The 26079-nt window shown below is 69.4% G+C and carries 22 protein-coding genes; 15 read left to right on the top strand and 7 right to left on the bottom strand.

Annotated features, from left to right (window positions below):
• The first annotated feature begins 162 nt into the window (after positions 1-162).
• Complete coding sequence (locus P7L68_RS21115; protein ID WP_372001405.1) at positions 163-1113, top strand: aldo/keto reductase; 951 nt, start codon at positions 163-165, stop codon at positions 1111-1113.
• Here the strand turns inward: P7L68_RS21115 and P7L68_RS21110 are convergent.
• Positions 1098-2882, bottom strand: coding sequence for an ABC transporter ATP-binding protein/permease (locus P7L68_RS21110; protein ID WP_372001403.1), 1785 nt, complete (start codon positions 2880-2882; stop codon positions 1098-1100). The two genes, P7L68_RS21115 and P7L68_RS21110, sit on opposite strands and share 16 nt — an antisense overlap.
• Before the next feature lie 4 nt (positions 2883-2886).
• Positions 2887-5211 carry a TonB-dependent hemoglobin/transferrin/lactoferrin family receptor gene (locus P7L68_RS21105; RefSeq protein WP_372001401.1) on the bottom strand — a complete coding sequence of 775 codons (2325 nt, stop codon included), beginning with the start codon at positions 5209-5211 and terminating at the stop codon, positions 2887-2889.
• A gap of 265 nt (positions 5212-5476) precedes the next feature.
• On the opposite strand from P7L68_RS21105, the gene P7L68_RS21100 reads away from it, so the two are divergent.
• The 6 genes from P7L68_RS21100 (at position 5477) to P7L68_RS21075 (ending at position 12647) form a co-directional block, all read left to right on the top strand.
• Positions 5477-5971 carry a hypothetical protein gene (locus tag P7L68_RS21100; RefSeq protein ID WP_372001399.1) on the top strand — a complete coding sequence of 165 codons (495 nt, stop codon included), beginning with the start codon at positions 5477-5479 and terminating at the stop codon, positions 5969-5971.
• Between the two features lie 240 nt (positions 5972-6211).
• Complete coding sequence (locus P7L68_RS21095) at positions 6212-6643, top strand: hypothetical protein (RefSeq protein WP_372001398.1); 432 nt, start codon at positions 6212-6214, stop codon at positions 6641-6643.
• A gap of 154 nt (positions 6644-6797) precedes the next feature.
• The gene (locus tag P7L68_RS21090; RefSeq protein ID WP_372001397.1) at positions 6798-7487 is read left to right on the top strand and encodes an enoyl-CoA hydratase-related protein; all 690 of its coding nucleotides are present in this window, start codon (positions 6798-6800) and stop codon (positions 7485-7487) included.
• A 256-nt stretch (positions 7488-7743) separates the two neighbouring features.
• Positions 7744-9648, top strand: a complete 1905-nt coding sequence (locus P7L68_RS21085; protein WP_372001396.1) for a methylmalonyl-CoA mutase subunit beta — start codon at positions 7744-7746, stop codon at positions 9646-9648.
• A gap of 4 nt (positions 9649-9652) precedes the next feature.
• Positions 9653-11842 carry a methylmalonyl-CoA mutase gene (gene scpA / locus P7L68_RS21080; RefSeq protein ID WP_372001394.1) on the top strand — a complete coding sequence of 730 codons (2190 nt, stop codon included), beginning with the start codon at positions 9653-9655 and terminating at the stop codon, positions 11840-11842.
• A gap of 163 nt (positions 11843-12005) precedes the next feature.
• Complete coding sequence (locus P7L68_RS21075) at positions 12006-12647, top strand: LysE family translocator (protein ID WP_372001392.1); 642 nt, start codon at positions 12006-12008, stop codon at positions 12645-12647.
• Positions 12648-12650: 3 nt separating this feature from the next.
• Here P7L68_RS21075 and P7L68_RS21070 read toward each other — a convergent pair whose 3' ends face one another.
• On the bottom strand, positions 12651-13568 hold the full coding sequence (locus P7L68_RS21070) for a DMT family transporter (protein ID WP_372001391.1): 918 nt from the start codon (positions 13566-13568) through the stop codon (positions 12651-12653).
• A 167-nt stretch (positions 13569-13735) separates the two neighbouring features.
• Between P7L68_RS21070 and P7L68_RS21065 the strand changes: the two genes are divergently transcribed.
• Together P7L68_RS21065 and P7L68_RS21060 are read left to right on the top strand one after the other, a co-directional pair.
• Positions 13736-14563 (top strand): helix-turn-helix transcriptional regulator, encoded by an 828-nt coding sequence (locus P7L68_RS21065; protein ID WP_372001389.1) that lies wholly within the window; start codon positions 13736-13738, stop codon positions 14561-14563.
• A gap of 129 nt (positions 14564-14692) precedes the next feature.
• Complete coding sequence (locus tag P7L68_RS21060; RefSeq protein ID WP_372001388.1) at positions 14693-15259, top strand: YbhB/YbcL family Raf kinase inhibitor-like protein; 567 nt, start codon at positions 14693-14695, stop codon at positions 15257-15259.
• Here P7L68_RS21060 and P7L68_RS21055 read toward each other — a convergent pair.
• Together P7L68_RS21055 and P7L68_RS21050 are read right to left on the bottom strand one after the other, a co-directional pair.
• Positions 15247-16068, bottom strand: a complete 822-nt coding sequence (locus P7L68_RS21055; protein WP_372001386.1) for a helix-turn-helix domain-containing protein — start codon at positions 16066-16068, stop codon at positions 15247-15249. The genes P7L68_RS21060 and P7L68_RS21055 overlap by 13 nt on opposite strands.
• Positions 16069-16128: 60 nt before the next feature.
• Complete coding sequence (locus P7L68_RS21050; protein ID WP_372001384.1) at positions 16129-16827, bottom strand: DUF1826 domain-containing protein; 699 nt, start codon at positions 16825-16827, stop codon at positions 16129-16131.
• Between the two features lie 139 nt (positions 16828-16966).
• Between P7L68_RS21050 and P7L68_RS21045 the strand changes: the two genes are divergently transcribed.
• The 4 genes from P7L68_RS21045 to P7L68_RS21030 all read left to right on the top strand — a co-directional run bounded on the left by P7L68_RS21045 (position 16967) and on the right by P7L68_RS21030 (position 20752).
• Positions 16967-18388 (top strand): acetyl/propionyl/methylcrotonyl-CoA carboxylase subunit alpha, encoded by a 1422-nt coding sequence (locus P7L68_RS21045; protein ID WP_372001381.1) that lies wholly within the window; start codon positions 16967-16969, stop codon positions 18386-18388.
• Positions 18373-18591 carry an acetyl-CoA carboxylase biotin carboxyl carrier protein subunit gene (locus tag P7L68_RS21040; RefSeq protein ID WP_372001377.1) on the top strand — a complete coding sequence of 73 codons (219 nt, stop codon included), beginning with the start codon at positions 18373-18375 and terminating at the stop codon, positions 18589-18591. The genes P7L68_RS21045 and P7L68_RS21040 overlap by 16 nt, the downstream gene beginning before the upstream one ends.
• Before the next feature lie 143 nt (positions 18592-18734).
• Positions 18735-20258, top strand: a complete 1524-nt coding sequence (locus P7L68_RS21035) for a flavin-containing monooxygenase (protein WP_372001375.1) — start codon at positions 18735-18737, stop codon at positions 20256-20258.
• 5 nt (positions 20259-20263) lie between these two features.
• Complete coding sequence (locus tag P7L68_RS21030) at positions 20264-20752, top strand: DUF6314 family protein (protein ID WP_372001373.1); 489 nt, start codon at positions 20264-20266, stop codon at positions 20750-20752.
• Positions 20753-20781: 29 nt separating this feature from the next.
• Here P7L68_RS21030 and P7L68_RS21025 read toward each other — a convergent pair whose 3' ends face one another.
• Positions 20782-22173: a PLP-dependent aminotransferase family protein gene (locus P7L68_RS21025; protein WP_372001371.1), complete on the bottom strand. Its 1392-nt coding sequence runs from the start codon at positions 22171-22173 to the stop codon at positions 20782-20784.
• Between the two features lie 111 nt (positions 22174-22284).
• On the opposite strand from P7L68_RS21025, the gene P7L68_RS21020 reads away from it, so the two are divergent.
• The gene (locus tag P7L68_RS21020; RefSeq protein ID WP_372001369.1) at positions 22285-23166 is read left to right on the top strand and encodes a PhzF family phenazine biosynthesis protein; all 882 of its coding nucleotides are present in this window, start codon (positions 22285-22287) and stop codon (positions 23164-23166) included.
• A gap of 1017 nt (positions 23167-24183) precedes the next feature.
• Positions 24184-25002: a DUF4394 domain-containing protein gene (locus P7L68_RS21015; protein WP_372001367.1), complete on the top strand. Its 819-nt coding sequence runs from the start codon at positions 24184-24186 to the stop codon at positions 25000-25002.
• 316 nt (positions 25003-25318) lie between these two features.
• On the opposite strand, the gene P7L68_RS21010 is transcribed toward P7L68_RS21015, so the two are convergent.
• Complete coding sequence (locus P7L68_RS21010; RefSeq protein ID WP_372001366.1) at positions 25319-25987, bottom strand: glutathione S-transferase family protein; 669 nt, start codon at positions 25985-25987, stop codon at positions 25319-25321.
• Positions 25988-26079: the final 92 nt, after the last annotated feature.

Raw genomic sequence — 26079 nt, 5'->3', positions numbered from 1 at the left:
ATCCGGGGCCATGCGCATCCGTGTGAGTGGTGAGGGCTGGGGACGCTGACGGCTTGCATACGGGGCCGGGGGCGCGCGACCATGGGTCGCCCGCAGCCGGCCCCGGCGCTTTTCCGGGGAGGCGGCATCTGCGGGCGTTCCTGGATCAGGAGAGGTTCCCCCATGCAGACGCGCCAGCTCGGTCAGTCCGGCCTTGAGATCGTGCCCCTGGTTTTCGGCGGCAACGTGTTCGGCTGGACCGCCGACGAGCCGACCTCCTTCACCCTGCTCGATGCCCTTGTCGATGCCGGCATCGATGCCATCGACACCGCCGACGTCTATTCGGTCTGGGTCGACGGGCATGAGGGGGGCGAGTCCGAGACCATCATCGGCAGATGGCTGGCCGCCAACCCGGCGAAGCGGGCGAAGGTCAAGATTCTGACCAAGGTCGGCGCCCCGATGCGGCCCGACGACAAGGGCCTGAAGGCAGATCGGATCGAGCGCTGCGTCGAGGCGTCGCTCCGCCGTCTGCAGACCGACCATATCGATCTCTATCAGGCCCATTATCCCGATGCCGAAACCCCCCAGGACGAGACGCTGGAAGCCTTCGACCGGCTGGTGACGGCCGGCAAGGTGCGGGCGATCGGCGCCTCGAACTTCACCGCCGATCAGCTGTCGGAAGCGCTGGACATCTCCACCGCCGGCGGCCTTGCCCGCTACGAGACCCTGCAGCCGGAATACAATCTCTACGATCGCAGCAGCTTCGAAGGGCCGCTCCGGGATCTGTGCATGGGCCGCGGGCTGGGCGTCATTCCCTATTTCAGCCTGGCCTCGGGCTTCCTCTCGGGCAAGTACCGGTCGGAGGCAGATCTGTCGCAGAGCCAGCGCGGCAGCCGGGTCGCCAGATATCTGAACCCGCGGGGCTTCGCCATCCTCGACGCCCTCGACCGGGTTGCAGAGGCCCATGGCGCGACCCCGGCCGAGGTGGCGCTGGCCTGGATGATCGCAAGCCCCGGCATCACCGCGCCGATCGCCAGCGCCACCAGCCTCGACCAGTTGACGAGCCTGGTGAAGGCGCTGGATCTGTCGCTGACGGCCGACGAGATGACGGCGCTGGATCAGGCCGGCGCCTGATCCGGCGGCGCGTCCGCTGCCGCGTGCAGCCCGATCGCCCGGTCGCAGGCGGCGATCGCCGCCGGGCGGTGCGCCACCATCAGCACTGCGGGCGGCGGATGCATCCGGTCGATCAGCGCCAGTACCCGTGTCTCGGCCTCGGCATCCAGTGCCGAGGTCGCCTCGTCGATCAACAGCCAGCGCGGCCGGCGGAGCAGGGCGCGGACCAGGGCCAGGCGCTGACGTTCGCCGGGGGAAAGCAGCCGGTCCCAGTCGCGGGCCGGACCGTCCAGATCGGCGATCAGGCGGCCGAGCCCCACGGCCTCCAGTAGTTGCGCCGCCTGCGCCCGGCTGTCGGGCAGATCGCCATCCGCCGGGTAGAGCAGGGCCGCGCCGAGGGCGAGGCCGGGCAGATAGGGACGCTGGGGCACGACCACCGGCGGCCAGCCCGCCCGGGGCCGGTCGATTCTGCCGGTGACATGCGGCCAGGCGCCGGCGATGGCGGAGAGCAGCAGGCTCTTGCCGGTGCCCGAGGCGCCGGTGAGGGCGATTTTCTCTCCCGGCCGCAGCACCAGATCGATCGGCCGGGTCAGGGGCTGCCCGTCGGGTGTGGTGACCGCCACCCCCTCCAGCACCAACGCATCCGCCGCCGCGGCGCGTCCGGCCGGATGCGGGCAGAGGCGGGGGGGACGGTCGGCCAGGGCCTGTTCAAAGGCTTCCAGCCGCGACAGCACCGCCATCAATTCAGCCACCTTCGGGTAGACGAAGACCAGTGTTGCGAAGCTTGCAACCACGGTCGAGAAGGCGCCGCGCGCCTGCATCATGCCGCCAAGATCCAGCTGGCCGGCCAGATAGGCCGGTGCGGTCACGAACATCGAGATGTTGAGCACCGTATAGCTGAACGGGGTCTGGAACAGGGCATAGATCCGGTGGCGGCGGGCGAGATCGAGCGCGTTCAGGCGCACCGCCTCGAAGCGACCGGCGGCAAGCCCGGCCTCGCGCCGGCCGCCGCGGAGCAGGGCCACCTCGATCGCCGCGTCGCGCAGCCGGGCCAGGCCGAAGCGGAAATCGGCTTCGCGGTGCTGCTGCTGTGCGGCAAGCCCGGCGAGCGGCCGGCCCAGACGGTGGGCGACCAGATTGGCGATGCCGGCATAGACCACTGCGGCGATCACCATATAGCCGGGCAGATCCAGGCGGGCGCCGCCCGGCAGCGGCAGGGCGAGTGTGCCCGACAGATGCCAGAGCACGCCGATATAGAGACCGAGTTCCACCACATCGAGCAGCACCCGAAGCGTCAGTTCGACGGTCAGCGACGACAGCAGCCGGGCATCCTCGGCCACCCGCTGGTCGGGATTGTCGATCCGGCCGGCGCTTTCCAGCCGCCAGAGCCCGCCGCGGCCCAGCCAGCGGTCGAGCAGGCGGCGGGTCAGCCAGGTCCGCCATTCGATCTCGACCATGCGTTCCAGATAGGCCCGCTGGACCGAGACGCCGACCAGCAGCGCCAGCAGCCAGATCCAGTCGAGCGTCGCCCGGAAGACGGCTTCGGCATCGCGCCGCTCCAGCGCGCCGAAGAAGGTCTGGTTCCAGAGATTGCGTTCAAAGCCGATCCAGACCGCGGCGATGGCGAGGCCGAAGGCGAGGGTGAATTTAAGCGCCGCCGCCCGGCCTGCACGACCGATGAAGAAGGGCAGGACCAGACGCAGGAAACAACGCAGCCGTCCGCCGCGATGGCGGCGGACGGTGCCGCGTGCCCGGCCGCCTGGGCGGCCGGGATCGGCGGTGACCGTCATCGGGTCAGAAGGTCAGCGTCGCGCCGAGCGAGAACGCGCGGCCCGGCTGGACCTGTGCCTCGATCGGATTGGTGTTGGCGACCGAGACGCTTGACGGCTGGGCGCCATAGGCCGTGGCCGAACTGGGGAAGTAGCGTTTGTCGAAGATGTTGTCGATGCCGAGGCGGAGCGTGATCCAGTGCGCGGGCGTCCAGGCGGCGGCGAAATCAAACACGCCATAGCCGCCGGGCTTGTAGGCGCTGCTGCTGGACGTGCGGGTCACGCCGCGCTGGAAGGTGCCGTAAAGGCTGGCGCGGAGCCCTATCTCGCTGTCGTCGTAATGCAGCCCCAGTGTGCCGCCGAGCGGGATGGCGCCATCGAAGGCGGTCGTATCCTCACCCGGTGCGGCCTGCTGTTCGCCGCGCTGTGCCGAGAGCGCGCCGCTCACGCTCCACAGATCATCCAGATAGAGTTCGCCCGAGGCCTCAATGCCCCAGACCCGGACCACCGACAGGTTCTTATAGGTGTAGTCATTCGTGCCGGGCGGGTTGTAGAAGGACTGGATGAAGTCGTCATAATCGGCATAGAAGCCACCGACCGAGAAATTGCCGTCGGCAAAGCGGCCGCGCAACCCGGCTTCATAAGACTTCACCCGTTCCGGCTTCAGGTCCGGATTGGGCACAAGGTCGAAGAAGGCGCCGGGCAGCGAGGTATAGAGCTGCTGCGCGGTCGGCATCTTGAAGCCTTCGGCATACTGGCCATAGACCGAAAAGTTGTGATCGAGATCGTAGATCGCGCCGAACTTCCAGGTTGGCTCGGTCTCGGTCACCTTGCGCGGTTCGGCGCCGTCCACCGGCTTGTAATCGGCATTGGGATCGGGATCGATCGCGTAATGGGCAAGGCGCAGCGCCGGGGTTACCCGCAGCCGGCCGTCCAGGAGCCCGATCTCGTCCTGCACATAGGCATCGGCGCGGATCGTGGTGGCGTTTGCGAAGTTGAAGCCGCCGGCACGGGCCACCGTGGTGGTGCCGGTGGTGTGGTTGACCGTGGTATCGACACGCTCGTAATCGGTTGCGGTATAGTCGCCGTCGATACCCCAGGTCAGGCGGTGGCTGAGCGGGCCGGTCTCAAAGCCGCCATCGAACTGGGCATCGAATTCGGTGAAGGCTTCTTCGTATTCCAGATAGTCGTAGCGGGTTTCGCTGTTGCCGTTGGCGAGGATGCGATCGCGCGCCCCCTCCCGCCTGCTCTTCTGCGGGGAATGGGAGAGTTGCCAGCGGATCGTCTCGATCGGGCCGAAATCCACCGTCCAGTCATGCTCCAGCGCGATGCGCTGCCGGCTCAGCGTCTGGGTGCGGTCGTAACTCGCCACGAAATTGCCCGAGCTGTCGTAGCCGTGGTCGTAGAGCTGCTCGACCTCGGTCTCGCGCTCGAAATGCTCCAGCGTCAGGCCGATACGGTGATCGGCACCCGGCGTCCAGACCAGTTTGGCGAGCGCATTGTCCGAGCGGATATCGGCCGGATCGAGCTGGCCGCAGGGTGTGGCGCCGGGATTGCGATAACACTCCCAGACCGCCCCGGCCGCCTTGGAGCTGCGGGCATTGCGGTTCTCGGTCTCGTGGCCCACACGCCTGCCCAGCGACAGCGAGGCCGCGAAATCGCCATAGCGCAGCGCTGCCGCCCCGACGCCGCCGGTCGAATTGTCGAGCGTGGAATGGGTGGTGTCGAAGCGGAAGGCGGTGTCGCGGCCGCTGGCGGCCAGATAATCTTCCGGGTCCATGGTCTCGAAGGCGACCACGCCGCCCAGCGCATCGCTGCCCCACAGCGCCGAGGCGGGGCCGCGCTGAATCTCCACCCGCTTCATATGGGTCAGTTCGACCACGTCGCGGGTATTGTCGGTGATCCGCTCCAGCGTCCGGCTGCCGTCGACCAGGGTCAGGATGCGATTGCCCGACACGCCGCGGATGGTGAAGCCGGTGCGGTCGCCGAAGGGATTGGTGCCGCTGGTCTGACGGTCGACCTGGATGCCCGGCAGGTGCCGGACCAGCTCGCCGATATCGTCGACCATGCGCAGATCCAGCTCCTGCCTGTCGATGACCGTCACATTGCCGGGGATGTCGTCCACCGTCCGGGCACCGCGGGTTGCGATCACCGACAGCGGCGGCAGCCTTTCGCCCGCACTCTCGGGCGTGCCTGTCGCTTCGGTGCTGCCGTCATCTTCACGTTCCTCGGCCGCTGGTGTCGCCGCTGTCGACACTGCCGTCATCTGGCCGAAGGCGGTGGCAGGCGCGGTCAGGCAGAGGGTCAGAAGCCCTTGAGTCAGGCCGTTTTTTAGCCATCTGGTGTTCATCGGACCGATCCCTTTCTCGTTGGAAGGGACTCGTCGCTCAATTGCGAATGATTCTTATTATCAAGTTGGCGTGAACATACCTGCGCACGTCGTGAATGCCAAGCACGTCCGTCGTGCCGCGGATCTTGCGAAGAAATTCGGACCGCAGGTGGAACGGTCGCGGCGCCCGTCCGTTGAGGGGGACAAGAGGCGGACGGCACCCGCGCCGCGCCTCACACCCCCGGCAACGCACGCAGTTGCCTTGCTGACTATGGAGATCCCCCCGATGCGCAAGACCCTGCCCGTTCTCGTGACCGCCCTCATGCTCGGCGGCGCCTCGCTCGCCACCGCAGCCGGCACCTCCGGCTCGCCGACCGGCGCGGGTGGCACCTCTGGCAGTTCGCAGAACGCCAACCCCACCAACCCGGGCACGACGCCGGGCGTCGGCACCGGTTCGGGCGCGGCCGCCCCGGGTGGTACGGGTGCCGGTGCCGGCACCATGACCAAGCAGGGCACCGTCGCCAGCGTCAGCGGTGACACCGTGACCCTTGAAGACGGCACCAAATTCCAGGTCGACGACCCGCAGATGAGCGACGTCTCCGAAGGCGATAAGGTCACCGTGACCTACAACCAGGAAGGCGGCACCAATCGTGCCACCTCGGTGCGCAAGGGCGCGACCGACAGCCTGAGCGGCACCGGCGGTGATTCGACCACCACCGGTTCCGGCGGTACGGGCGGCGGCGGCCAGATGGGCGCCCAGCCGCGTGCCAAGGGCAGCTGACCCCTCAGGCTCCTTATGCCTTTCGGCATCCTTGATGCCGATCGAGGACGCCCGTCATTCCGGACTGCCCCCGGGATGGCGGGCGTCCGCGTGTCCGGTGCGGCATTCCGGTGTCCGGGGCCCGGGGCTGCGACGAGATCGGGGCAAAACCGTGACCGGGGGAACGGGCAGGGACGGTGGCGGTTTCGAGGGGCATACGGTGCCCGACGGCACCGTTCCCGGAACAGAGGACCCAAGATCATGCGCAAGTCCCTCCCCCTGCTTGTTGCCGCCTTCACCCTGGCCGGTGCCGGTATCGCCGGCGCCGCCAACGACCAGCGCCATGCCGTGACGCCGGAACAGGCGGCGGCCATGCCGCTTGCCGCCGCGGCCGCGGATGTCGAAGGGACCCACACCAAGCAGGGTGTGGTCTATCAGGCCGACGGCGCCTTTCTGACCCTGATGGACGGCACCGCCTTTCTGATCGGCGACCCGCGGATGACCGATGTCGCGCGCGGCGAGATAGTGACGATCACCTATCACGCCGATGACGGCTTCAACCGCGCCACCTCGATCCTGAAGGGCGTGACCGACAGCGTCGAAGGCACCGGCGGCAACGGCAACACCATCGGCGCCGGCGGCACCGGCGGCGGTGGCACACTGGGTGTCCAGACGCGCGCGCGCGGCAGCTGATGCCCCATCCGCGACCGGCGCCCGCGTGACGGCTTCCACCCGGACGCGCTATGATAACGGCCCCCGCAACCCGCCCCGGATCAGAGGGTGGGGCGGGGGCCGTCGTCGTTTGGACCGCTGCCATTGCAGCCGTGTCGGAGAGGAGACGCATTCCATGGAGATCGGCTTCCGGGACGGGATCGCCACCGTCCGATTCGACGACGGCAAGGCCAATGCGCTCGACGCCGGTTGGTTCACCCGGCTGGATGCGGCGCTGGACGAGGCCGAGGCGGCGGGTGCCCGCGCCCTGGTGCTGGCCGGGCGCGACGGCATGTTTTCGGCCGGGCTGAACCTGAAGATATTGCCCGACATGTCCGGCCCCGAGTTCATCGCCTTTTTCGGGCAGTTCTCGCGGCTGGTGCTGCGCCTGCACGGGTTTGCCATGCCGACGGTGGCGGCCCTGACCGGCCACGCCATCGCCGGCGGTGCCATTCTGGCCTATGCCTGCGACATGCGCTGCATGACCGCCGGCCCCTATCGGCTGCAGCTGAACGAGACCGCGATCGGCATGCCGTTGCCGGCCTGGATGCTGATGGTGGCGCAGACCGTGGTGCCCCGGCATCTGGAGGCGCGGGCGCTGCTTCATGCCGAAGCCTTCTCGGCCGAGGCGGCGCTGGCCGAAAACCTGATCGACGATATCGAAGTGGATGCCGCCAGCACCGTCGCCCGGGCCGAGCGCATGGCGCAGGATCTGGCGGAGCGCCTGTCGCCGGCCGCCTATGCCGCAACCAAGGCGCGGTTGCGCGGCCCGGCGATCCGCGCGGCGCTGGACGGGCTGGCGGCGGATCTGGCGATGCTGCGCTGAACCGGTCTGCCGCGCCGCCGTGCATATTCGCACGCGGTTCACGAAGGGTCGGGTGTTGCTGCGATGCGGTTCGTGTTTCCCGTCTGCTACCGCTTTGCGGTATATGTCTTGCGACCCATGTCCGGACGACGGTGCATTGCCCGGTTCCGGACGCAAGGATAAGGAAACGCCGAACCCGCCTTCGGCAGACCCGTGCAGGGCACCGCCCGCGGGGGCCGTGTCCGAAGGCGCCAGAAGATGCCGGATCGGAAAAACCGTGGTGAAACCTGTGCAGACGAGCAACCCCCTCGAACCCGCCACCCCGCTGGCCGCGGATTTCGATCCGCCGTCGCGGGATGCCTGGATGGCCCTGGTCGAGAAGACCCTGAAGGGCGCGCCCTACGAGAAGAAGCTGCGCTGGAAGACCCGGGACGGGTTGAGCGTCGAGCCGCTCTACACGCCCGAAGACGGCATCGCCGCCCGCATGCTGCCGCGCCCCGCAACGGGTGATTCCGACCGGCCCTGGGATCTGCGCACCCTGGTCCGCCACCCCGATCCCGCAACCGCGAACATCCAGGTTCTCGAAGATCTGGAGAACGGTGCCGCCTCGGTGCTGCTGCGCCTCGACCCGACCGGCTGCGACGGCATCGCCGCGGTCTCGGCCGAGGATCTGGCGACCGTGCTCGACGGCGTGATGATCGACCTGGCCCCGGTCGGGCTCGATGCCGGCGCGCTCGATATCGAGGCGGCGGGCTGGCTCGCCGGTTTCGCCCGCAGCCAGCCCGGCGCCATCCGCGCGCCGCTCGCCTTCAACATGGACCCGATTTCAGCCTTTGCCGCCAGCGGTACCGCGCCGGGCTCGGTCCAGGCCCGTGTCGCCCGGGCGGCGGCGCTGGCGAAGCGCCTGGCGCCGGATCTGCTGGAAGCCCGCTTCCTGCGCGCCTCGGGCCAGGTGGTCCACGAGGCCGGCGGCGGTGAGGCCCAGGAACTGGGCGTGATGGCGGCGGCGGCCGTGCTCTATGTACGGGCACTGGTCGAGGCCGGGTTCGAGGTCGACGAGGCCTTCCGCCGCGTGACGCTGGGCCTTGCGGTCGATGGCGAATACTTCACCTCGCTCGCCAAGCTCCGTGCGGCGCGGGCGATCTGGGGGCGGATCACGGCGGCCTCCGGCGTCGATGTTCCGGCCCGGATCGAGGCGCGGTCGTCGGCACGCATGCTTTCGAAGGTCGACCCCTGGGTGAACCTGCTGCGGCTGACCGCGGCCGGTTTTGCCGGTGCGGTCGGCGGCGCCGATGTGGTCGTGCTCGCCCCCTTCACCGATGCGATCGGCCATCCCGGGGCGCTTGCCCGCCGCCAGGCCCGCAATACCCAGCTGGTGCTGATGGAAGAAAGCCATCTGGGCCGGGTTGCCGACCCCGCCGCCGGCGCCTGGGCGCTGGAGCAGCTGACCGACGGCTTCGCCCGCGCCGGCTGGGCCGCCTTCCAGGCGATCGAGCAGGCCGGCGGCCTGATCGCGGCGCTGGAAGCCGGCATCGTGCAGGACCGTGCGGCCACCACCCGGGCTGCGATCGAGGCCGCGGTGGCAAAGCGCCAGACCGGCCTGATCGGCGTCTCGGAATTCCCCAATCTGGGCGATGTCGCCCCCACCATGGACGAGGTCGACCCCGCTTCCTTCGCCCGGCCGATGCCCGAGATCGCGGCCGATGGCCCGGCATCCGCCTGCACGCCGCTCACCCCCATGCGCCTGGCCGAGCCTTACGAGCAGCTGCGCGAGGCCGCCCGTGGCCTGACGGCCGATGGCTCGTACCCGAAGGCGCTGCTGGTGACGCTGGGCACGCCCGCCGATTATACCGCCCGGCTGACTTTCACCCGCAACCTGCTGGCCGCGGGCGGTATCGATGCCGATATTCACGACGGCACCGATGGTCTGCCGGCCGGTGCGCGCCTCGCCGTGCTCTGCTCGTCGGATGCGCGCTATGCCGAAGAGGCGGCGGCGGCAGCTGCCGCGCTGAAGGCGGCCGGTGCCGCCCATGTCTGGCTGGCCGGCCGGCCGGGCGAGCTGGAGGCGGCGCTGAGCGAGGCCGGTGTCTCGCGCTTCCTGGCCGCGGGCATGGACGCGCTCGCTTTGCTTGCCGAGGCCCATGCGGCCGTGGCCACCCCTTCTGCCGGTACGGAGGCCTGATCCGATGGCACGTACGCTTCCCGATTTCGCCGCCCTCGATTTCGACGCAGTGACCCCCGCCGCAGCACCCGATGTGGCGGCGGCGGTCGAGCCTTGGGTTACCCCCGAAGGCATCGAGGTGAAGCCGGCCTACGGGCCCGATGCGCTGGCCGGCATCGACTTCACCGGCACCTATCCGGGTGTGGCGCCCTATGTACGGGGCCCCTATCCCACCATGTATGCCACCAATCCGTGGACGATCCGCCAGTATGCGGGGTTCTCGACCGCGGAAGACTCCAACGCCTTCTACCGCCGCAATCTCGCGGCCGGCCAGAAGGGCCTGTCGGTTGCCTTCGACCTGGCCACCCATCGCGGCTATGACAGCGATCATCCGCGGGTGAAGGGCGATGTCGGCATGGCCGGTGTCGCGATCGATTCGATCTACGACATGCGCACCCTGTTCAGCGGCATTCCGCTCGATCAGATGAGCGTGTCGATGACGATGAACGGTGCGATCCTGCCGGTGATGGCGCTCTATATCGTGGCGGCCGAAGAACAGGGCGTGCCGCACGACAAGCTGACCGGCACGGTCCAGAACGACATCCTCAAAGAATTCATGGTGCGGAACACCTATATCTATCCGCCCGCGCCGTCGATGAGGATCATTTCGGACATCTTCGCCTACACGGCGAAGGAGATGCCGCGCTTCAACTCGATCTCGATCTCCGGCTACCACATGCAGGAAGCCGGCGCCTCGGCCGATCTGGAACTGGCCTATACGCTGGCCGACGGCATCGAATACATCCGCGCCGGTGTCGCCGCCGGCATGGATGTCGATCGGTTCGCACCGCGGCTCAGCTTCTTCTGGGCGATCGGCATGAACTACTTCATGGAGACGGCCAAGATGCGGGCGGCGCGCCTGCTCTGGGCGAAGCTCGTGAAGCAGCATTTCAATCCCAAGGATCCGCGCTCGCTGTCGCTGCGCACCCACAGTCAGACCTCGGGCTGGTCGCTGGCGGCGCAGGACGTGTTCAACAACGTCGCGCGCACCTGCGTCGAGGCGATGGCGGCTGCCGCCGGCCAGACCCAGAGCCTGCACACCAATTCGCTGGACGAGGCGATTGCGCTGCCGACCGACTTCTCGGCCCGTATCGCCCGCAACACGCAGCTGTTCCTGCAGACCGAAAGCGGCCTGACGAAGCTGATCGACGCCTGGGGCGGCAGCCATTATGTCGAGCGGCTGACCTATGATCTGGCGCAGCGCGCGCTGGCCCATATCGAAGAAGTCGAGGCGCTGGGCGGCATGACCAAGGCCATCGAGGCCGGCGTGCCCAAGCTGCGTATCGAAGAATCCGCCGCGCGTACCCAGGCCCGCATCGACAGCGGCCGGCAGAGCGTGGTGGGCGTCAACCGCTACCGCCCGGCCCAGGAAGACGACATCCCGGTGCTGAAGGTCGACAACGAGGGCGTGCGGCGCCAGCAGCTGGAAAAGCTCGCGCGGCTGAAGGCCGAGCGCAGCCAGGCCGAGGTCGATGCGGCGCTGGCGGCGCTGGAAGCCGGGGCCCGTGGCACCGGCAACCTGCTGGAACTCTCGGTCGCGGCCGCCCGTGCCAAGGCGACGGTGGGCGAGATTTCCTTTGCGCTGGAGAAGGTCTTCAACCGTCATGCCGCACAGATCCGCGTCAACCGCGGCATCTATCTGCCGGAAGTGGGCGAGGGCAATGCGGTGGTCGAGCGGGCGCGCGAGATGATCCGCGCCTTCAAGGATCTGGACGGCCGCGCGCCCCGGATCATGCTTGCCAAGATGGGCCAGGACGGCCATGACCGCGGCCAGAAGGTGATCGCCACCGCCTTCTCGGATCTGGGCTTCGACGTCGAGATCGGGCCGCTGTTCCAGACCCCGGAAGAGGCCGCCAGGGCCGCTGCCGAGACCGATGCCCATGTCGTGGGGGCAAGCTCTCTGGCCGCCGGCCACCTCACGCTCGTGCCGGAACTGCGCGCCGAGCTGGATGCCCAGGGCAAGGACAATGTGATGATCGTGGTCGGCGGTGTGATCCCGCCCCAGGATTTCCAGGCCCTGCTGGACGGCGGCGCCGCGGCCGTCTATCCCCCCGGTACCGTGATCGCCGAGGCGGCGATCGACCTGCTGGAGAAGCTGAACCTGCGCCTGGGCTATACCCAGCCGCGGCCCGAAGGCTCTGCCTTCGCGGACTGAACTGAGACCGGGCTCTGCCTTCGCGGACTGAACTGAGACCGGGCTCTGCCTTCGCGGACTGAGACCGGGCTCTGCCTTCGCGGATCAGGACCAGCTGCCTCTTGCCGCGGATGCGGATCCGTGGATTGCTCCTCTCCCGAGACCATCGGGAGGGGAGTTTTTCATGTCGCCTGAAACCTGGATCGCCTTCGCCGCCGCCTCGGCGGCGCTGCTCGTCATGCCGGGGCCGACCGTGCTTCTGGTCATCTCCTATGCGCTGTCCCATGGCCGGCGCACCGCAGGCGCGGTGGTGGGCGGGGTGGCGCTGGGCGACCTGACCGCCATGACCGCCTCCATGGCCGGCATGGGGGCGCTGCTTGCCACCTCGGCCACCGTCTTCACCATCGTGAAGATCGCAGGCGCCGCCTATCTGGTCTGGCTGGGGCTGAAGCTCTGGCGGGCGCCGGTCGCCATCGATGCGGCGGGGCTGGTCGCCGAGGCGCCGCCCTCTGAAACCCGGCTCGGCCGGGTGTTCCTGCATGCCTGGCTGGTGACAGCGCTCAATCCCAAGGGCATCGTCTTCTTCGTGGCCTTCCTGCCGCAATTCATCGACCCCACGGCACCGCTGCTGCCGCAGATGGTGATCCTTGAGGCCACCTTCATCGGCCTCGCCATCGTCAATGTCTCGCTCTACGGCCTTGCCGCCGGGCGGGCGCGGCGGGTGATCCGCCGGCCGGCGGTACAGCGTGCGGTCAACCGCACCGGCGGCACGCTGATGATCGGCGCGGGGCTCGCCACCGCGCTGATGCGCCGGACACCTGGTTGACTCTTATGCGTGGCGCCGGCGCCGCTCGGCGCGGAAGCCGGCGATGCCGTGCAGGATCAGGGTGGTCAACACCACCGCACCGCCCGCGAAGGTGGCCATGGGCGGCACTTCATCCACCGCCAGCCAGACCCAGAACGGGCCGATCACCGCCTCTGCCAGCATGATCAGGCTGACCTCCGCCGCCGGGATGTAGCGGGGCGCGGACGAGATCAGTGCGAAAGAGACCGGCAGCACCACCAGCCCGTAGACCAGCACCAGCGGCACGACATCGGCGTCGGGCAGCAGCGGTCGCAGGCCCAGGGCCAGCGCGACTGCAAGCCCGATGATGCAGCAGGTGAGCCCGCCCACGCCCACCACGGGGGTGGAGGGGATGCGGCCGCCGCTGGCGCGCAGGATCACCAGATGGATCGCCATCAGCAGGGCGGCGACCAGTGCGATCAGGTCGCCCAGCCGGCTGCCGGCCTGGCCGGCGGCCTCGTCTCCGAAGATCCGGCCGCCGAAGACCAGAAGCGCGATGCCCGCCAGGGCCGCACAGATCGCGGCCCAGGTGCGCAGCGGCACCGGTTCGCCCAGAAAGGCGCGCGACAGCAGGGCGCCGAACAGCGAGCCCGACGAGATGATCACCAGCGTGTTGGCGACCGCGGTGTAGTTCAGCGACAGGATGAAGCAGACCGAGCCCAGCCCCAGCGCCATGCCCGATGCCCAGCCGGTGCGGCCGATGCGGGTGAGCGCCCGCCAGGGCGGTTCGCGGGTCACCACCCACCAGGCGACCAGGATGGTCAGTGCCATCAACCCGCCGCGCCAGAACAGCAGCAGCCAGGGATCGGCGGCGATCAATCGCACCAGAAGCGTGTCTGGTGTAAGGGTCAGAATGCCTGCGGTGGCAAGCGCGGTGCCGCGCGCCTGTGTGGAAAGCGCCATGAACATGCAAGCCTTGCGAAGCCGGTGCCGGCGGGGGAAGACTGTCCGGACAGCATCGGCCCCGGGAACAGTTCTTGTCGGGGTCGCAGCATAGCGCGCCGGGCGTGCACGGGAAGCCCCGTCGCCACGCCCCGGGGCGATCGCGCGCGCGGTGAGAGGTGAAAGACATGCTGACGGATCGCCGGGTGATCCTGCGCAACGGGGTGGGGGTGATCGCCCGGGTGCTGCAGCGCCGGGAATTGCTGCTGACCCGGATCGTGGTCGATCAGCCGACCCTGATGGTGGTCCGTCGTGGTCTCAAGCTGCTGCGCGCGGCCGGGACGGAGACGGTGATCCCGGCCGGCGGGGCGGCGGCGATTGCGGGTGGCGAGGTCTTCGACGTGGTCAACCGGCCGGAGAGCGGGCTCTATGCCGCCGATTTCCTGAGTATCGATCAGGCCGTGATCGCGGGCTTTGCGGTGCCCGAGGCCGTGCGGCCGATCGCCCGGGCCCTCGCCATCCCGGCCATGGCGCCGGATTTCCTTGAGGCCTATGAGCGGGCGCGGGCGGCGGTCGCCGATCCGGCGGCGGTGCCGGAAACCGTGGCCGTGCAGCGGATGCGCGAGGTGCTGGGCTGGATCGCCCATCACGGCGGCACCTTCCCGCCGCCGGTGCCGCCGACCATCGCACAGCGCATCCGCGCCCTTGTGGCAGGGGATCTGGCGGCGCCCTGGCGGGCGGCGGAGGTGGCATCGCAGCTTGCCATGAGCGAGGCGACGCTGCGCCGGAAGCTGGCCGCCCAGGGCACCTCGCTCACCGATCTGGTGACCGAGACCCGCATGGCCCATGCGTTGATGCTGCTGCAGGTGACCGATCAGCCGGTGGCGACCATCGCGGCCCTGGTCGGCTATGACAGCCCCTCGCGCTTCGCCGCCCGCTTCCGCCAGCGCTTCGGCCACCCGCCCGCAGCGATCCGCGACCAGACCGATCCGGCCCCGACACGTCTCTCGGCCTGATCGGATCGGCATGCGATCCGACTCTCCGGCTGATCGGATCGGCACGCGATCCGATCGGATCGGGCGCGCGAGGGCATGCATATGCGGGCACCATCGCAGGTGTGACAACCCGCTGCGAGGTGCTCCCCCATGCCTGCCAGGATCTCTTCCGCCGTCGCTGCCGCCGCCATGGCGGCCCTGATCGCTATGCCTGCATCGGCCGGCGACTTCCGCCTGACCAGCCCCGACATGCCCGATGGCCGGCTGCCGGCTGCACAGGTGCTCTCGGCCGCATACGGCTTCGGCTGTGACGGCGGCAACCTGTCGCCGGCGCTGACATGGCAGGGAGCGCCCGCCGGCACCCGCAGCTTCGTGCTGACGGTGCACGATCCGGATGCCCCCACCGGCATCGGCTGGACCCATTGGGTGGTGGCGAACATCCCGGCCGATGCGCAGGGCATCGAGACCGGCGCCTCGGGCAATGCCGCACGCCTGCCCGCCGGTGCGGTCGAAACCCGCACCGATTTCGGCGTCCCCGGCTATGGCGGCGCCTGCCCGCCCGAAGGGAGCGAGCATCGCTATGTCTTCACCCTGACGGCGCTGGGCGTCGAGACCCTGCCGGTGGCGACGCCCGAGGCCATGCCGGCGCTGATCGGCTTTTTCACCAACGCCCATGCGCTGGGCAAGGCCGTGCTGGAGGTGCGCTACGGGCGCTGATCACGGAAGGCCCGGGCCGTTGCGTCATCGCCGGGAAAGAAGGTTTCGATCGCAAGCTCGGCAAGCGTGATGTCGAGCGGCGAGCCGAAGACGGTGGTGGTGCTGAACAGGGTGAGCGGCCCGGCCGGGCTTGCCAGTTTCACCGGCACCACCAGCCCGCCATAGGGATCCTGGGCGATGGCGGCGGTCGCGATATGGATCGGCGCCGGCCAGGATTTCACCTCGGCCATCAGCTCGATCAGCACCGGGTCGGCGCTCATATCGATCTGCCGGCGCAGCCGGTCGAGCAGATGGGCGCGAACTTCCGCCAGGTTCAGGATCCGCGGCGCCAGCCCTTCCGGGTGCAGCGACAGCCGCATCACATTTATGGCGCCGGCCAGCAGATGGGGAGCCACCCCCTCCAGCATCGGTGCCACCGCCTCATTGGCGGCAATGATCGTCCAGTGCCGGTCCAGCGCCACCGCCGGGAAGGGCTCGTGGGCCTTCAGCACCAGTTCGACCGCCCGCCGGGCCGCTGCCAGCGCCGGATCGTCCAGCCGGCGTTCGACGAATTCCGGGGCATGACCGGCCGCCACCAGCAGCTCGTTGCGTTCGCGCAGCGGCACCTCCAGCTGTTCGGCCAGTCGCAGCACCATCGTCCGGCTCGGCATGGCGCGGCCGGTCTCGATGAAGCTGAGATGGCGCGTGGAGATTTCGGCCTCGCTGGCAAGGGCCAGCTGACTCAGCCGGCGGCGCTGGCGCCAGTCGCGCAGCAGCTCTCCGAAAGAGGCGGCCTTGTGGGGCGTCGTCCGTGCGCGGGCGGTGCTCATGCGGGGGCCTTCCTCGATGGCGGATCCCGCCATTGTCGGCAAGCCGGTGCTCCGGATCAATCAACAGCTGCAATCGGGGTCGGCATCGGCCGCCAGCAGCAGCCGTTTTCCGGTGACCCCCTGGGGAGAACGGTGCAGCACCCGCCCGGCCCCCAGCGGATGGCGATGGCCGCGCAGCACCGCGACATGGCCGGCGCCCAGGCACAGGGCCGCCGGCCCGGCATCCCGGTCCACCGTCGCGGGGGCCAGCTCGGTACCGGGGCCGCGATAGCTGCACAGCAGCCGCGCCCGGACGTGATCCTGATGGAAGCGCCGGCAGGCCGGGCCCGACACCACCTCCAGCCGGATCGCCAGATGATGGGCCCGCGACATGGCGGCGAAGCGTGTCAGCACCCGGGTGATGTCGGCAATCAGCGCCTGCGCGGTCGGCGGCTCCAGATGGCCGGTGCCGACCAGCTTCTGCGCAGCCGCAGCGATCATGGCGGAATCCGCTTCGACGGTCAGCCGCCCGTCGGGCAGGGCGGTTTCCGGCGCCTGATCCAGCAGCGCCACCACCGGGGGCGGATCCCGCCACCAGATGCCGATCGCGGTGTCGCGCCTGGCCAGTGCCAGGCCCGGCGCCCGGTCGCAGCCGGTCACCACCACACCGGGCAGATGCGGAGGATGAGCCCGCAGCGGGTCCGTTGCCGCCCCCGCATGCGGATGCAGGATGACGACCTTGGGCGGAACGGGGCGGCGGATGGCGGCGGTGTCAATCATGAAGGGAATGTAATAACATAACATATTCTCTGTCAATTCCGGCGATGACGGGATGGGGATGGCGCTTGTCTCCCCCCGGGGCATGGGCTAGCCTTTCAAGGCAAACAAACGTTTAAAATAATCTGCCGGGGAAACGCCCATGTCTGCAAAGGTCCTGATCGCCAATCGGGGCGCGGTGGTGCCGCGCGTCATCGAAAGCTGCCGGCGCCTGGAGCTGGGCGTGGCGGTGGTTCATTCCGATGCCGATGCCGAGGGGGCCTGGCTGGATCTTGCCGATGATGTCCATGCGCTGGGCGGCGAGGCGCCGGCCGACAGTTATCTGTCGATCCCGAAACTGCTGGAAGCGGCGGCGGCCACCGGCGCCACCGCGGTGCATCCGGGCTATGGCTTTCTCTCGGAAAACCCCGCTTTCGCAAGCGCGGTGCGCGCGGCCGGGCTCTGCTTCATCGGCCCCGATGCCCGCTGGCTGGAGGCGATGGGCCACAAGACCGAGGCCCGCCGCCTGATGGCCGGACAGGGCATGCCGATGGGGGCGAGCAGCGGTCTTCTGGGCCCCGATGCGGCGGAAGCACGGGCGGCGGCCGCGGCGATCGGCTATCCGGTGCTGGTCAAGCCCGCACAGGGCGGTGGCGGCATCGGCATGCTGGCGGCGCACGATGCGGCGGAACTCGACAAGGCGCTGGAGCGGGCGCGGACCATGGCCGCGCGCAGCTTCGGCTCGGCCGAGATCTATCTGGAGCGGCTGATGGAGCGGCCGCGCCATGTGGAGTTCCAGATCCTGGCCGATGGCCGGGGCGGGGCCGTCTGCCTGTCGGAACGGGACTGTTCGCTTCAGCGCCGCCACCAGAAGGTGATCGAGGAAGCGCCGGCCCCCGGGCTCGACCGCGCCGAGGTCACGGCGCTGGGCGACAGGATCGCCGGCATGCTGGGCAGCCTCGGCTATGACAATCTGGGCACGGTCGAGATGCTGTGGGAGGAGGGGGCCGGCTTCGCCTTCCTGGAGGTCAACACGCGGTTGCAGGTGGAACATGCCGTGACCGAAGAGGTGACCGGCACCGATATCGTCGCCGCCCAGATCCGCCTGGCGCTGGGGGAGCCGCTGGACCAGGTTCTGCCCCGCCGGCCGGAGGTACGCGGCCATGCGGTGCAGGCGCGCATCTATGCCGAAGATCCGGTGCGATTCCTGCCCTCGGCCGGCCGGCTCTCCCGCTTCAAGACCCCGGTGGCCGAGGCCGTGCGGGTCTATACCGGCTATCGCGAGGGCGGGCGTGTCACCCCCTTCTATGATCCGCTGGTCGCCAAGGTGATTGCGCGCGGCGCCACCCGCGACGAGGCGCTGGACCGGCTGGACGGGGCGCTTGCCGGCTTCGTCGTCGAGGGCATCAAGACCAACATCCCCTTCCTGCGCCGTGCCATCGGCCATCCGGCCTTCCGCGCCGGCCGGGTTCATACCGGGCTGACGCCGGAGATCCTGGCGTCCGGTCGCCAGCCGCCTGAGAAGAACATCCCCCGGGGCATCCCCCAGAAGAAACGAGGAGACGTGCCATGGCCGACACAGTGATCCGCAGCGAGATCGCCGGCAAGGTGTGGAAGATCGAGGTGCCGGCCGGCGGCCGGGTCGCGGCCGACGATCCGATCCTGATCCTGGAATCGATGAAAATGGAGATCCCGGTCAACGCACCGGTGGACGGCACCGTCACCGAAATCCTGGTGGCGGAGGGCGACACGGTGGCCGAGGACCAGATCCTGGCGCGTATCGGCTGAACTTTCCCTTCCCTCGGCTCTCGCATCTTTGGTTACGTCTGGTTTATGATCATTTATGGATGATCGCGCTTCAGGATCGGCGTGTCCGATTTCTGGCATTGCGTTCCGGACGTGATATCGACCGAGGGATGAGGGACGGGCAGTTGGCACGCAGGGTCGCGATCATCGGGGCGGGGCCCGCGGGTCTTGTCGCGCTCAAATCGGCGCGCGAAGAGGGGCTGGAAGCGGTCGCCTTCGAGGCCAAGGACCGGCCGGGCGGTTTATGGACCGAGCCCGGCCTGGTCTGGAACAGCCTCAGAACCAATCTCTCACGCTACAGCTGCGTCTTTTCCGACCATCCCCATGGCCGGGACACGCCGCTGTTCCCCGAGGGCCGGCGGGTTGCCGCCTATCTCGCCGGCTATGCCGCCCGCTTCGGCCTGGATGAAGCGATCCGCCCCGGCCATCGGGTGATGGCGGTGATCCCGCGCCATCCCGGCTTCCGCCTGATGGTGGAGGCCGGCGGGCGGATCGAGACCCACGATACCGATGCGGTAATCGTGGCCTCGGGCGTGTTCGCCGAGGCCCTGATGCCCGAGAGACTCGCCATCGGCGGGCCGGTGCTGCACGCCGCCGGCTATCGCGACCCGGCGGCTTTCACCGGCCGGCGGGTGGCGGTGCTGGGCAGCGCCTTTTCCGGGGCCGACATCGCCGCCGAGATCGCCGGGGTGGCGGAGCGCACGGTGATGCTGATGCGCCGGCCGGCCTGGTATGTGCCGCGCGCGGTGCCGGTGCTGCCCGAAACCGGGCTGGTGGCGACCGATGGCGGCGACGACCGCATCCGCCTGCGTCTGCCGATGGATCTGGTGATCAATTCCCGCGCCCGTGCCCGCCGTCTGGCCGCGCTGGATGCGGCGACCGCCGGGCGGGAGCGCTGGTCCTGGCTCGACGGCATCGCCGGAGACCAGCGGCGGCTGCACCCGCTGCTCGACGTGCGGCATGATGATCTGACGGCACCGATGGTGATCTCCGACGCCCTGCCGACGGCGGTGCGATCCGGCCGGCTGGAGCTGGCGCGGGCGGCTGATTTCGACCTCGCCACTCTGACGCTCCGCGACGGCGGGCGCGAGAGTCCCTTCGACGTGCTGATCTGCGCCACCGGCTATCGGCCGTCGCTCGCCATGCTCGCCCCCGGCATCCTGGAGGCGATCGGTCACGACCCCCAGGACCGGTTGCAGCCGGTTCTGCTCGGCCATTGCGTCTTTCCGCAGGGCGTGCCCGATCTTGCCTTCGTCGGCATGTATCGCGGCCCCTATTTCGGGGTCATGGAGCTTCAGGCCCGCTGGGCGGCGGCGGTGCTGGCCGGGAAGCTGCCCCGGCCCGATTCGCTCGATCTGGAGCGCGCCGTTGCCGCGGAGCGCGCGATCCGCGATGCCCGGCCGCGGCCGCAATTCCCCCATGCCGACTATCCCGCCATGTGCGACGTGCTGGCGGAAAAGCTGGGGGTGATGCCCGATCTGCTCCATGACGGCACTGCGCTCGGCCGCTTCCTCTGGCACGGGCCGGTGCTTCCGGCGCAATATCGGCTGAGCGGCCGGCATGCCCGGCCCGACATCGCGCTCGGCACCCTGGCCGAGGTGGCGGTGCTGTTCGGTCAGGAATTGTTGGGGCAGGGGCCGGGAGACTGAGACGGGTGGTGGCGACGGCGGATGTGGCGGCGGCCTTTGCAGGCCTGTCCGGGGTGTGGCGGCTGTCGCGCGACATCCCCGGCCAGGGGCGGATGAGTGGCGAGGCGGTGTTCACCCCCGGAGCCGACAGCACCGTCTGGCGGTATCGCGAGACCGGGGTTCTGGACCTGCCGGACGGCCGCCGGCTCGACGTCTTCCGGGCCTATACCTGGCGGCTGCTGGATGACGGCCGGATCGCGATCGATTTCGCCGACGGCGCCACCTCTGGCGCCCGTTTCGTGACGCTGGATTTCGCGGCCGATGAAGCGGGCGGCCTGCAGGCGGCCGACAGCCATCTCTGCGGCGCCGATCTTTACCAGGCGATCATCCGGCTGGACCTGCCGCAGGCCTTTTCCACTGACATCCGGGTGCGGGGACCGCGCAAGGATTATCGCGCGATCACCACCTGCCGGCGCCCCCATCTGCCTGCTGATCCGGTCTCTCTGCCGAGCTGACCCGCCTGCGAAGCCGACGGGTGGGCAGATCAGACGGCAATCCGGTCCGCCGTCTCGTCGGGCAGCCGGTTCAGGATGTCGGCGATGCTGCCCAGCGCCGTCGTCAGGGCGTCGCGCGACGGTCCGCCCAGGCAGAGGCGCAGGCCCGCAGGGGCGCCCGGGCGATCATCGACCACCGGTGCCGAGGGCGGGGTGACCCGGATGCCCCGGGCGGCGGCGGCCATGGCCAGGGCTTCGGCCGCCGGGCGCGGCATCGGCAGCCAGATGTGGAAGCCGGGTGTCTCTCGTGGAGGGACATGGTGGCCGAGCAGCTGCCGGGCGAGGGCGGTGCGGTCGCGGCTTTCGGCCCGTACCGCCTGCTCCACAGCCTCTGCGGTTCCGTCTTCCAGCCAGCTTTCCATCAGCAGGCAGCCGAGCGGCGGGGCCATGGTCGCGCTGGCGGCAAGGGCATCGGCCGCGGCTTCCAGGAAGGCGGGCGGCACCGCCAGGGCGCCGATGCGCAGCCCCGGGCTGAGGCTCTTCGACAGGCCCGAGACATAGAGGCAGCGATCGGGCGCGAGGGCGGCGAGCGGCGGCATGTCGCTGCCGGCGAACACGCCATAGACGTCGTCTTCCACGATCACCGCGTCATGGGCCGTGGCGACGCCGACGATCGCCTCGCGCCGCGCCCGGCCCATGCTGGCGGCAGTGGGGTTGTGCAGGGTGGGGGTGACGTAGATCAGCCGCTGTCCGGGGTGTCCATCCCGCATTGCCGTATGAAGGGCGCGGTCCAGCGCCTCGGGGCACATGCCCTGGTCGTCGATCATAACCGGTTGCAGCCGGTGGCCGGCATGGCGGGCGATGGTGATGATGCCGGGATAGGTCAGGCTTTCGGTCAGGATCGTGCCCGGCCGGCCGCCGGTGACCGTGGCGATCGCCACCGCCAGGGCATGCTGGGCGCCCGAGGCCAGCATCAGCCGCGACGGCGGCAGGTCCACGCGGTCACGGGCCAGCCAGCGGGCCATCATCGCCCGATGCTGCGGCGTGCCGGCCGATGGCGTGTAGCTGCCGAAGCCGGTCATGTCGATCCGTGTCGCCAGCCGGGCCAGCGATGCGCGGAGTGCCTGGGTGTCGAGGGTGCGGGGCGGCGTGTTGACGCAAAGATCCACCGGCCCCGGTGGTGGGGCGGGCGGCACTGCCACGAACATGCCGCGGCCGCGTTCCGGCACCACCAGCCCGCGCCGTTCCAGCAGCGCATAGGCGCGGGTGACGGTGCCGAGGCCGATGTCCAGCCGCCAGGCCAGATCGCGATGGGCCGGCAGCCGGTCGCCGGGGGCGATGCGGCCGCGGGCGATGTCGTCGGCAAGTGCCGAGGCCAGCCGGTCGGCCAGCGACCCGTCGCCCGCCGCAAGGCGGGGTGTCCAGTCCGAGCCGCGACGCATGCGTGTCCTGCCTTCCGGGCGAAAGTGTACCGTGACACTATAGGGATTGAGCGCCAAGTGTCACCATCATACGGTCATCCTCCACGCAGCTGCAACCGGAGCGATGCCCCCATGATCCCCGACACCGTGTTGAAGATCGCGGCCTTCACCTCTGACACCACGGATGCCGATGGCGGCAATCCGGCCGGGGTGGTCTTCGCCGACAGCTGGCCGTCCGAGGCGGAGATGCTGGCCGTGGCCAGGGCGGTCGGCTATTCCGAAACCGCCTTTGCCGTGCCTGATCTGCCTGGGCCGGATCTGTCGCGATCCGGCACGGCCGGCAGCTGGCGGGTGCGCTATTTCGCACCCCGCCAGGAGGTGCCGTTCTGCGGTCATGCGACCATCGCTCTCGGGGCCGCTCTTGGTGCGCGGACAGGGGCCGGGGTCTATAATCTTACCCTGAATGCCGGCCGGATCACGGTCGAGGCCATTCCCGATGGCGATGGCTGGGCTGCGGCGCTGACCTCGCCGCCGACCTGGACCCGGCTGCCGCCGGCGGATTACGTCGCGCGCGTTCTGGCTGAATTCGGGCTGGGCGAGGGGGATCTGGATCCGCATCTGCCGGTGCGGCTGATCCATGCCGGCGCCAACCATCTGGTGGTGGCGCTGAAGGACCGCCGACGTCTGTCGCAGCTGGGCTACGCCTTTGCCCGTGGCGCGGCACTTCAGGCGGAACAGTCGCTTGCCACCTTCCTGTTCGTGACCGCAGAAAGCCGCACCCGCTTCCATACCCGCAACCCCTTCGCGATCGGCGGGGTCTACGAGGACCCGGCGACCGGCGCCGCCGCGGCGGCGCTGGCCGGCTATCTGCGCGACATCCGCTGGCTGGAAGAGGGGGCGATCGAGGTGGTGCAGGGCGAAGACATGGGCCGCCCCAGCCTGATCCATGCCAGCTTCGGCCCCGAACCCGGCAGCCCCATCCGCATCTCAGGCCTGACCGCCCCCATCCGCTGACTGATCAGAGGCCCGATCTCAGCCATACAGGCTCCGCTCCCGCACGGCCCCGTGCGGGAGCAAGCCGCCATTGAGGCGGCGGCCAAGGGCGCGGCAGCGCCCGCCCGGCGAGGGCCAAACAGGCTCCCGCCATTGAGGCGGCGGCCAAGGGCGCGGCAGCGCCCGCCCGGCGAGGGCCAAACAGGCTCCCGCCATTGAGGCGGCGGCCAAGGGGTGCGGAAGCACCCCGCCCGGCCAGAGGCTCGATGTCAGCCGTACAGGCTCCGCTCCCGCACGTCCCCGTGCGGGAGTAAGCCGCCATTGAGGCGGCGGCCAAGGGCGCGGTAGCGCCCGCCCGGCGAGGGCCAAACAGGCTCCCGCCATTGAGGCGGCGGCCAAGGGCGCGGCAGCGCCCCGCCCGGCCAGAGGCTCGATGTCAGCCGTACAGGCTCCGCTCCCGCACGTCCCCGTGCGGGAGCAAGCCGCCATTGAGGCGGCGGCCAAGGGCGCGGCAGCGCCCGCCCGGCGAGGGCCAAACAGACTCCTCTCCCCCCAAAAAAAAGGACGCCCGGGCCACCAGGGCCGGGCGTCCGAGACTACATCCGCCACCGCTCACTCATGGGGGAGAGGAGGGGGACCGGTGACGGATGAGCAACGGCGGCGGATCTGCCGGGGAGACGCAGCCTGCGCCGCCGGATTGCCAGTCATCAGGGCGTTCAACGAAGATCGGCTGTTTCCGACAGTGTCTGCCGGGTTTCCTGACCGATCCTTTCGTAAGCGCAGGTCCTGTGTAGGGGAAAGTTTCGCGAGAGTCAATTGAACGTTTGAAATAACGCATTGCAGAATGTCCAACGACCTGTCGGGCTGCAGCTTGCAGGCCGATGGTTCCGGGGATTTCGCCCTGCTGGAGCGCCGGCTCAAAAAAATCCCGGGGGTGTGCATCCAGTGGTGCCGGTCGGTGCGTTGTTTCCCTGATGGGTGGATCGGGACGTGATCGTCCCGCCGACGCCGCCCCGTATTGAGAGGGAGACGCCGACCATGACACGCTTCCAACACCTGAAGACCGGTTCCGCCCGTGCCGCCGCCGCGGCGGTTCTCGCCCTGCCGATGCTGGCGATGATGCCGGGCATGACCACCGCCTCTGCCGGCACGCTGGTCGGGCTGGCGGGCGACAGCAGCCTGGTGCAGATCGACCCGGATACCGGCAAGGTGACCGACACGGTCCGGATTTCGGGGGTACCCGGCCTGGTGGGCATCGATGTCCGGCCGGCCGACGGCAAGCTTTACGGCCTGGCAAACGACGGCCGGATCGTCACCATCGATCCCGATACCGGCATGGCGACGGCGCGGGCGACCCTGTCGGAGAAGCTGTCGGCCAGCCATGGTGTGACGGTCGATTTCAATCCGGCTGCCGACCGGTTGCGGGTGATCACGCCCGACGGCACCAATCTCAGGGTGAATGTCGATGACGGCAAGGCGGTGATCGATGGCCGGCTCGCCTATGCCGATATGCACAAGGGCGAGACCCCGAACATCGTGGCCGGCGCCTATACCAATTCGCGCACCGGCCGGAAGGCCGAAGCCACCGCGCTTTACGATATCGACGCCACGATCGGCGCCCTGGTGAAGCAGGCGCCGCCGAATGACGGCGTGCTGACCGCGATCGGCCGGCTGGGCATCACCGTCGATACGCCCATCGCCTTCAACATCGTCTCGACCGATATGGGGGGCGAGGCCGGCTGGATGGTGAATGGCGGGATGATCCACAAGCTGGATCTGGCCACCGGCAAGGCCACGCCGGTCCGCCCGGTGGAAGGCGCACCGGCACCGATCACCGACCTCGCCTGGATGGAGTAGTCTGTCTGGCCTTCGCCGGGCGGAGTGCTTCCGCCCCCCTTGGTCGCCGCCGCAATGGCGGGAGTCTGTTTGACCCTCGCCGGGCGGGGTGCTTCCGCCCCCCTTGGCCGCCGCCTCAATGGCGGGGTTCTGTTTGACCCTCGCCGGGCGGGCGCTGCCGCGCCCTTGGCCGCCGCCTCAATGGCGGGAGTCTGTTTGGCCCTCGCCGGGCGGGCGCTGCCGCGCCCTTGGCCGCCGCCTCAATGGCGGCTTGCTCCCGCACGGGGACGTGCGGGAGCGGGGGCTTCATGGCCGCCGTCGTGGTTCTGGGCGGGTGTCAGTCGGCGTAGGCATAGGCGCCGCCGCGCTCCAGGGCGCGGCGGTAGGCCGGGCGGGCATGAATCCGCTTCACGAAATCCTGCACCCGGGTGGCATTGCGGGCGCCCTCGATCCGCTGCGCGGATACCTCGGCCGGGAAGCTCATCATGATGTCGGCGGTGGTGAATTCTGCACCCGCGAACCAGGGGCCGCGGCCAAGCTCCGCCTCCCAGAAGGCGAGGTTGGTGTTGAGCCTGGGGTCGACGAAGCCGGCATTGATCGCGCCGGTGATCTTGCGCGCCAGCGGCCGGATCAGCGCCGGCGTGCGATCGGGGGCGCGCATCAGCACCAGCTTCATCACCAGCAGCGGCATTGCCGAGCCTTCGGCATAGTGCATCCAATAGCGCCAGCGCAGCCGTTCCGGCGTGCCGGCGGCCGGAACCAGGCGGCCGTTGCCGTACTGCTCCAGGATGTAGTCGACGATGGCGCCGGTTTCGGCCACGGTGACGTCGCCGTCGGTGATGACCGGCGATTTGCCCAGCGGATGCACCGCCTTCAGGCTTGCCGGCGCCTCCATTGTGGCCGGGTCGCGCTCATAGCGCCGGATCTCGTAGTCGAGCCCCAGCTCCTCCAGCAGCCAGAGCACGCGCTGCGAGCGCGAATTGTTCAGATGGTGGACGACGATCATGACCCTTCAGACCCCTTGACCCTGCCTTGCGCCGGCGGCTGGACTGGCCGCCCCTCATATGTTTACACTGTAAACATTAAGGCGGAAGAGGA

Origin of the sequence: Tistrella mobilis (assembly GCF_041468085.1) — a bacterium.
Classification (GTDB): domain Bacteria; phylum Pseudomonadota; class Alphaproteobacteria; order Tistrellales; family Tistrellaceae; genus Tistrella; species Tistrella mobilis_A.
The sequence above is the reverse complement of the archived record's forward strand: the minus strand, read 5'-3'. Positions and strand labels throughout refer to the sequence as shown.

Coding starts and splice junctions, on each gene's coding strand:
- P7L68_RS21065 (WP_372001389.1), top strand. CDS start 13,736: ATGCTGACGGATCGCCGGGTGATCCTGCGCAACGGGGTGGGGGTGATC.
- P7L68_RS21090 (WP_372001397.1), top strand. CDS start 6,798: ATGGAGATCGGCTTCCGGGACGGGATCGCCACCGTCCGATTCGACGAC.
- P7L68_RS21050 (WP_372001384.1), bottom strand. CDS start 16,827: ATGATTGACACCGCCGCCATCCGCCGCCCCGTTCCGCCCAAGGTCGTC.
- P7L68_RS21010 (WP_372001366.1), bottom strand. CDS start 25,987: ATGATCGTCGTCCACCATCTGAACAATTCGCGCTCGCAGCGCGTGCTC.
- P7L68_RS21060 (WP_372001388.1), top strand. CDS start 14,693: ATGCCTGCCAGGATCTCTTCCGCCGTCGCTGCCGCCGCCATGGCGGCC.
- P7L68_RS21015 (WP_372001367.1), top strand. CDS start 24,184: ATGACACGCTTCCAACACCTGAAGACCGGTTCCGCCCGTGCCGCCGCC.
- P7L68_RS21070 (WP_372001391.1), bottom strand. CDS start 13,568: ATGGCGCTTTCCACACAGGCGCGCGGCACCGCGCTTGCCACCGCAGGC.
- P7L68_RS21075 (WP_372001392.1), top strand. CDS start 12,006: ATGTCGCCTGAAACCTGGATCGCCTTCGCCGCCGCCTCGGCGGCGCTG.
- P7L68_RS21110 (WP_372001403.1), bottom strand. CDS start 2,882: ATGACGGTCACCGCCGATCCCGGCCGCCCAGGCGGCCGGGCACGCGGC.
- P7L68_RS21040 (WP_372001377.1), top strand. CDS start 18,373: ATGGCCGACACAGTGATCCGCAGCGAGATCGCCGGCAAGGTGTGGAAG.
- P7L68_RS21115 (WP_372001405.1), top strand. CDS start 163: ATGCAGACGCGCCAGCTCGGTCAGTCCGGCCTTGAGATCGTGCCCCTG.
- P7L68_RS21100 (WP_372001399.1), top strand. CDS start 5,477: ATGCGCAAGACCCTGCCCGTTCTCGTGACCGCCCTCATGCTCGGCGGC.
- P7L68_RS21025 (WP_372001371.1), bottom strand. CDS start 22,173: ATGCGTCGCGGCTCGGACTGGACACCCCGCCTTGCGGCGGGCGACGGG.
- scpA (WP_372001394.1), top strand. CDS start 9,653: ATGGCACGTACGCTTCCCGATTTCGCCGCCCTCGATTTCGACGCAGTG.
- P7L68_RS21105 (WP_372001401.1), bottom strand. CDS start 5,211: ATGAACACCAGATGGCTAAAAAACGGCCTGACTCAAGGGCTTCTGACC.
- P7L68_RS21095 (WP_372001398.1), top strand. CDS start 6,212: ATGCGCAAGTCCCTCCCCCTGCTTGTTGCCGCCTTCACCCTGGCCGGT.
- P7L68_RS21020 (WP_372001369.1), top strand. CDS start 22,285: ATGATCCCCGACACCGTGTTGAAGATCGCGGCCTTCACCTCTGACACC.
- P7L68_RS21055 (WP_372001386.1), bottom strand. CDS start 16,068: ATGAGCACCGCCCGCGCACGGACGACGCCCCACAAGGCCGCCTCTTTC.
- P7L68_RS21045 (WP_372001381.1), top strand. CDS start 16,967: ATGTCTGCAAAGGTCCTGATCGCCAATCGGGGCGCGGTGGTGCCGCGC.